Annotated in this window: 1 protein-coding gene; it reads right to left on the minus strand. The window is 48.6% G+C overall.

Going from position 1 to position 1,338, the window contains the following annotated elements:
- Window positions 1-62 precede the first annotated feature (62 nt).
- On the minus strand, window positions 63-1,338 hold a 1,276-nt coding region (gene tnpC, locus FYJ59_RS13845; protein ID WP_154498931.1), incomplete at its 5' end, for an IS66 family transposase.

Consider the following 1,338-nt stretch of genomic DNA (forward strand, 5'->3'; position numbering starts at 1 on the left):
GTAAACGCTCCATAGCGAATACCTTGACAACTATAAGCCGCTTTTGCGGCCTGCTGTAAATTCTATTTTCGAATGTTTTCCGGAAGCGCTGGTGACCAGGGGAGCAACTCTTCCAAAAAGCTGCGATCTGTGTCTTCCATGTGTTCTGGGATCACGGTCAGCAAATGTTCAAAGTACTCGTACGGTTTCAGATTGTTGGCCTTTGCTGTCTCTGCGATACTGTAGATCACAGCGGATGTCTTGGCTCCGTTTATGGTATCAATGACTTCCCAGTTCTTCTTTCCGATGCAGAAGCCACGGATGGCACGTTCCGAAGCATTATTATCCATCGGAACATCTCCATCATTCAGAAATACCCGGAGATATTTTTCCTGATTCAGAAGGTAGGTAAAGGCAGCTTTCAGTTTTCCTTTTACCACGATCTGATCTTTTTTCTGTTTCAGGTACGCGAACAAAGCATCTACCAGTGGCCGGATGACCACCTGACGCTGCGCAAGTCTTTCTTTCGAAGAGAGATCTTTTAGTTTTCCCTCTTCCCGGTAGATTGCCTGGATCTGCTTCATGACCAGATATGCGACGGATTCCTTTTTTCCTTCCGCCGGTATGGTGGCAAGGACTTCCTCGAACTTCCGGCGTCCATGCACCCAGCAGCCTGCGATCGTCAGGTCTTCCTTCTCCTTTTCCAGAGTGTGATAGACCTGATAGCCATCCGTAACACAGATGCCGGAAAAATCCTTCAGAAACTCCCGGGGATGGGAAGCATTTCTGGTCCGCTGGTACTCATACAGGACGATCTGTTTTTCCGGATACATATATCCGGAACGGTAGACCCACATATAACTTTTGGATCCTGCCGGACGGCCGTCATGGTTTACGAGCACCGGTGTCTCATCTGCCTGGATGACATGGTAATCATACAGTTTCCGGTGGAGATAATCGTAAAGAACAGAAAGGTATTCCTCTCCGAGACGGATCATCCAGTTTGCCATGTTCTGTCTGGTGATGGCTAATCCATAGCGCTTGAATTCCTGTTCCAGGCGGTAAAGCGGAATGGCATTGACATATTTGCCGTTTATAACGGCTGCCGCAAGCGTCGGGGAAACGGTACTTCCATGGAGCAGCCCTCTGGGATGTTTTGCCTTTACCATGTGTCCATCTTTTTTGTCAGCATAGACTCCGATATGGTGTTCCTCTACTTCCACCTTTGCGGGCACAAAACGGTATCTCCGGGATATGGCATCCGGAAGCTGTTTCCAGCCGTTTTTGCCAAACTCTGCAGTGAGTTCTTCCTCTGTCATGTAATGGTCGATCCGTTCTATGGGAAGCCCTGACATATCC

The organism is Waltera intestinalis (genome assembly GCF_009695995.1).
In the GTDB taxonomy this organism is placed as follows: domain Bacteria; phylum Bacillota; class Clostridia; order Lachnospirales; family Lachnospiraceae; genus Acetatifactor; species Acetatifactor intestinalis.